This window comes from Endozoicomonas sp. (assembly GCF_031844845.1).
Taxonomy (GTDB): domain Bacteria; phylum Pseudomonadota; class Gammaproteobacteria; order Pseudomonadales; family Endozoicomonadaceae; genus Endozoicomonas.
Genome location: NZ_JAVRMB020000394.1, coordinates 1 through 5278, shown reverse-complemented (window position 1 = coordinate 5278; position 5278 = coordinate 1). Strand labels below are relative to the sequence as shown.

Here is a 5278-nt window from a genome sequence, read left to right as displayed (position 1 = left end):
TGGAGGCTTCTGATTACAGGGTTGACCATTCTGGTGGTGATAGTTGCCTCTGGTCGCTTGATGTTCAGTTCATTGCCTGTCCTGCTACCTGAGCTCTCCCGTTTTCTCAGTGATCGTTTAAATGCTGACTTTCAGATTGAGTCCATGTCTGCCCAATGGAATAGCGGTGATCCATCGCTATCGCTGCGAGGTCTGACGCTTAAGGGAAAAGAGGCGGAGGTTACTGGCTTCAGTATTGAACAGCTGGATATGGAACTGAGCCTCAGAGAGTCATTGCTCCATTGGACGCCGGTATTTACCGCTCTGGAAATCAAGGGTGTGAATATCGATCTGGTTCAGGGAGACGGTGCCCGGTGGACGCTTTCGGGTATTCAGCAGATTGCCGGATCATCATTACAAACGCCGAAATATCGTCAAGGTTCTGCCCTGGAATGGCTTGCCCTGCAACAGATGGTTGATATCCGTAACATTCGTCTGAACCTGAGAAAAGCCAATGGTGAAAGCAGTGATATTAATAGTCGGTATTTGACGGTACTGACTGATGATAACCGAAAAGAATTATCAGCCCGGCTTGAGGTTGGCAGTGGTTATCTGGAAGTCGCGGGCAGTGGCGTTTTCAGTGGTGGATTATTTTCACAATGGCAGGGTACCGGCAAAGCCAGTGAACTTAACGCAGAACAGCTCTGTGCATTGTGGTCGGGTTGTAACGACGATATTCTGATTGCCATGGTTGAACTGGATACCCAGTGGCGTTATGACAATGAGAGCTGGCAGGTTCAGGGGGAAGTTGCTGCTCCGGATGTGGCTTATCTTGATAATTCCGGAAGCCTGAGCCATCTCTCCGGACAGTCAGCGCTGTTTATGCAGGGTGTTTTTTCAGGAGCACAGGAGTCCAGCTGGCAGATCTGGCTGAATGACCTGCAGCTGGAAAACCGCTTGCACAATGACGTTACCTATCGCTGGAAAAACAGCTGGTATCTGACCGGTGGTCGCAGGTCTGAGTATACGATTACTGCAGCGACAGAAGATCTGGATCTTGATCTGCTTAAACGCTGGCTTCTGGATACCAATGCATTACCAAAACCGGTCGCTGACCTGGTGCACACCCTGAACCCCGAAGGTCAGCTGAACGATCTCGCTATTCGCTTTTTTCCTTCCCGCAAACCCTTTGATTTTGATTTGAGTGCCCGTCTGGATAATGTGTCTGTGGATGCCTGGGAGGGTGCTCCTTCGGGGGGGAATGTCAGCGGTCAATTAAGGATGAACCTGTTACAGGGTTATCTGGATCTTGATAGCCGGGATTTTCAGCTTGGATTTCCTGAACTGTTTCGGGAAACATGGACATTTGATACCGCCCGGGCCCGACTCTATTGGGATGTTATAGACGGCTTTTATATTCTAAGGTCTGATGATCTTGCCCTTGCCGGTCCCGAAGGAGACCTGAAAGGCAAGTTAAGGCTGGATGTTCCATTGCAGTGGAATGAAGGTGAGACACTGGATATGGCGCTTACCGTAGGGATGAGCAATGGTGATGCACGGTATACCGGGAAATATCTGCCAGCCCTGATGCCAATGGACAGCGATCTGGTCCATTGGCTGGATACGGCTATCCGCAAGGCGGATATTTCAGGGGGTGGCTTTATTTATAACGGGGCTTTAGTTGGAAATAACAGTCCTCAGGATTCCCGTTGGGGATTGTTCTTTGATATTAGCAATGGCGAGCTGGACTATGCGCCGGACTGGCCCATCATCACGGGTCTTACCGGCCAGGTTTATGTCAATGACGACCGGGTTGAAGTGCTGGCCGAAAGTGCAGAATCTGCCGGTGGCAAGCTGGATAATATTATCGCCAGAGTGCCTTTGGAAGGGGAGTCGGTACTGAAGGTTAGCAGTCACCTGAATGCTAACGGAGAAACGCTGAAATACTTCCTTACCCAGACCCCGGTTAATGACTTGATGGAGGGAGAAGCGAAGAAATGGCAGCTGCAGGGAAGACTGGATGCAGGCCTTAATTTGACGCTTCCTCTTGAGGATCTGGAAAGCTCAGAGGTGGATATCCGTTCCGCAGTGAAATCGTTCAGGTTTGCCATTCCTGAACTGGGAATTGATGTTAATGATATCGATGGGGATTTGTCTTTCAGTACTGAGCGTGGTCTTTATGCACGACAATTATCTGGTCAATTGTTTGGCAACCCTGCCCAATTTCAAATTCGCTCTACTGTTGTTAACCAGCAGCCCGTGACGACAGATATAGACTGGACTGGCAAAGTATCGGTGACCTTCCTTCAGGACTGGTTAACACTGGACTGGCTTAGTTTGCTGGAGGGAGAAACGGATTATCGTGCCCGTTTTTCCCTGGGACTGAATGAGGGCACTACCGAGCTCAGGGTAAACAGTGAACTGCTCGGCGTTGAAATTGAACTGCCTGCTCCGGTGGGTAAACCGGCGGATGCGCCCTTGCCACTTGATCTTTCCCTGACTAAAAAGGGTGGGCATGAACGACTCAATGTCAGTCTGGCAAACCTCGGGCAGTTACAGATGACAATGACACCTGAATGGTCCCCTGAGTCTGCTCTTGTCATCCTGGGTTCAGCCAGTGAAAGAATATCGTCAGGCAGCCAATTACCGGAAGGGGGAAAATTTGTGGTGACCGGGGTATTGCCTGAGCTGGATATTGGCCCGTGGAAGCAGCGTTTCGAAGGGCAGCCCGGCACGCCTGGTGAACAGCAGCTGGCATCACAGATAGAAGTAGACAATGTTGCTATAGGCTCCCTGATCTATGGGGATTATCAATGGTCGGATATTTCAGTCACTCTTCAGCAGGGAGTTCAGCAGGCGGCTCAACGGGGAGGGGCTCAACCTGATCGAAAAGGAATGAAACTGAGTGTTGATGGGCAGAGATTGCAAGGTGATTTATGGATTCCTGAACAGAGGACAACGCCCTGGAAGTTAAATATTGATCACGTTTATCTGCCAGAGTCTGCCCTGGCAGAAGCACCCTCTGGAGAAGGAACTACCGAGCCTGTGGATAGCCTTGCGGACATTAATCCGGCAACGTTACCCAGCCTGGATGTGAGTATCAGCCGAATTCAGATTGGCAATCGCGCGCCTGGCCGTATTGGTTTCAAACTTCGCCATGCCCCCCATGGTATTAAGGTTGACAATATTACCGGTGAACTGTCGGGTGTATCCCTTAAGGGTCTGGCGGACTGGGTTCAGATGGATGGTGAGCAGCGTAGCTGGGTGCAGGGAACATTAAAGGGCACCGGTATAAAAGAGCTTCAGAAAGCCCTGGGTTTTTCCGGCTTTCTGGAAGCCAAAGAAAGTCGCTTTGATGCCAGTCTTAACTGGGAGGGATCACCCATTGGGGGAGATGTGGCCACTATGAAAGGCCGGGTTGATCTCCTGCTGAAAAAAGGCCGGTTGCGGAAAGTGGATAGCAGTTCCTCCGGGGCACTGAAAGTGTTTGGTATTTTTAATACGGAAGCGCTGGCACGAAGAGTTCAGCTGGATTTTTCCGATCTCTACTCATCGGGCATCAGCTTCGACCAGATTCGGGGTAGCCTGAATGTTAATCAGGGCGTAATTACCTTTGATTCACCCATGGTGATTGAAGGTCCTTCATCTGATTTCAAACTGGACGGTACGATAGATACCAATCGCGAAGAGCTGGATTTGAGTCTGGTGGTTACGCTGCCGGTTTCATCCAACCTGCCCATTCTCAGTGTCCTTTTAGGAACAGCACCCCAGGTGGCAGGGATTATCTATATTGCCGATAAGCTGGTGGGTAAACAGGTGGATCAGCTGGCCAGTATTCGTTACCGGATTAAAGGGCCGTTTGATGATCCTGAAATGACACTGGATAAATTATTTTCCAATAAGCTCCGAAAGTAACCTCTCAAAAAGTACTGGAAATCGATAGTTCCATAAATCTACAGGCCAGGAACGCCAAGGTTAATGCACAATAGTTCTTTATTTTTGCCAGTGCTTTTTGAACACATACCTCCGGAAAAAAGGTAAGAAAAAATAAACGACTCAGGGGGGGCTTCTCAGGTTTTGTCGTATGTTCCAGTGGTTATTTGACAAAATCATCTTTTGATCACCGAAAATATCATCGGTAGAAAATGTAGACTACTCTGAATAATATTTTCTCATGCAGTGGGTTGCCTGGCACTTACCTCTGATCCTCACTTACACTGCTAATAACGTTTATATATTGATGTTCAGAAATTAAAAATTAATTCCTTGGTGAATTATTTAAAATTCCAGCTATTTTTCTAAGGTGCTTGGCTCTAGAGGATTTGAGGGTCTGTGAACTACTATCGATCATTGCAAAGACATTGACTTGTATCTTCTATCTAATTATTAGGGAAAAAACATGCCTGCTATAAATATCACTCAAGCCAGCCAACAAAGTTTTTCTGCACCTATTGAGAATAAAAAACATCCCGTACCTGGACAGAAAGAAGGGTTGGGAAAATTAAGGACTCCCACTACCCTTTGGAAACAATATCCCGCAGATAAACAGCTGCCCAGAGAACCCAGGTCTGCGGAAAGCTCTGATCAATCGGTTAATCAAAGAAAAATTGAGCCTTCTGGTAAATCCAGAGAGGCTGATTCCGTAATTGGAGATTCTCGAGTACCTGATGTTGAAGGATTAGAAGTTAGCAGCAGTGATAGTCCGTCATCTCTGGTGAATGAAATATATATAAAAACCAACAAACAACTTCTGGATCAGCTTGGAATTCTGACAAATGAAGTGAAGACTATTGTTGAAAACTATGAGAGTGGTATCTCAGGATTAAATCACACCGAATATCGGGCAAAATTGAAGAATGCTTACGAAAATCGACGAGTTGAGATTATTAATATTACAAATCAAAATATAGAACAAGAAACTGAAAATACATCTGATGCCGTATTATTACCCTTGATAATTAAGAGGTATGGAAATCTTTGTCAAGAATATATGCACCTCCTTGAGGATCATTTTTCCACTCTAAAAGAGAAGACTGGTTTCAATATGCGCTACAATTCGGGCACTTGTGGTATAGCAGAATGTGTCGATACTGATAGTTCATTGGCTAATGATTTAAGAAATGAAACAATAAATGAAACAATAAATAGTGTTAAAGAGCTGCTTTATAATATAAAGATAAAAATGGAAGATATTATGATAAAGCATGGCTATAATGTCCAACTCCCAGAGGACAATGAGGAATTTAGTGAAGCGTTTAATCAATGGAATGATGAAATAGTAAATATTATAAACTCAGCG

At 46.5% G+C, this 5278-nt stretch carries 2 protein-coding genes; both read left to right on the top strand.

Annotation, left to right across the window (positions count from 1 at the left end; all coding sequences use genetic code 11):
• The first annotated feature begins 21 nt into the window (after positions 1-21).
• Positions 22-3894, top strand: coding sequence for a YhdP family protein (locus RM811_RS21795; RefSeq protein WP_402528357.1), 3873 nt, complete (start codon positions 22-24; stop codon positions 3892-3894).
• A gap of 484 nt (positions 3895-4378) precedes the next feature.
• Positions 4379-5278, top strand: a 900-nt coding sequence (locus RM811_RS21790; protein WP_402528354.1) for a hypothetical protein, incomplete at its 3' end; no start/stop codon positions are given.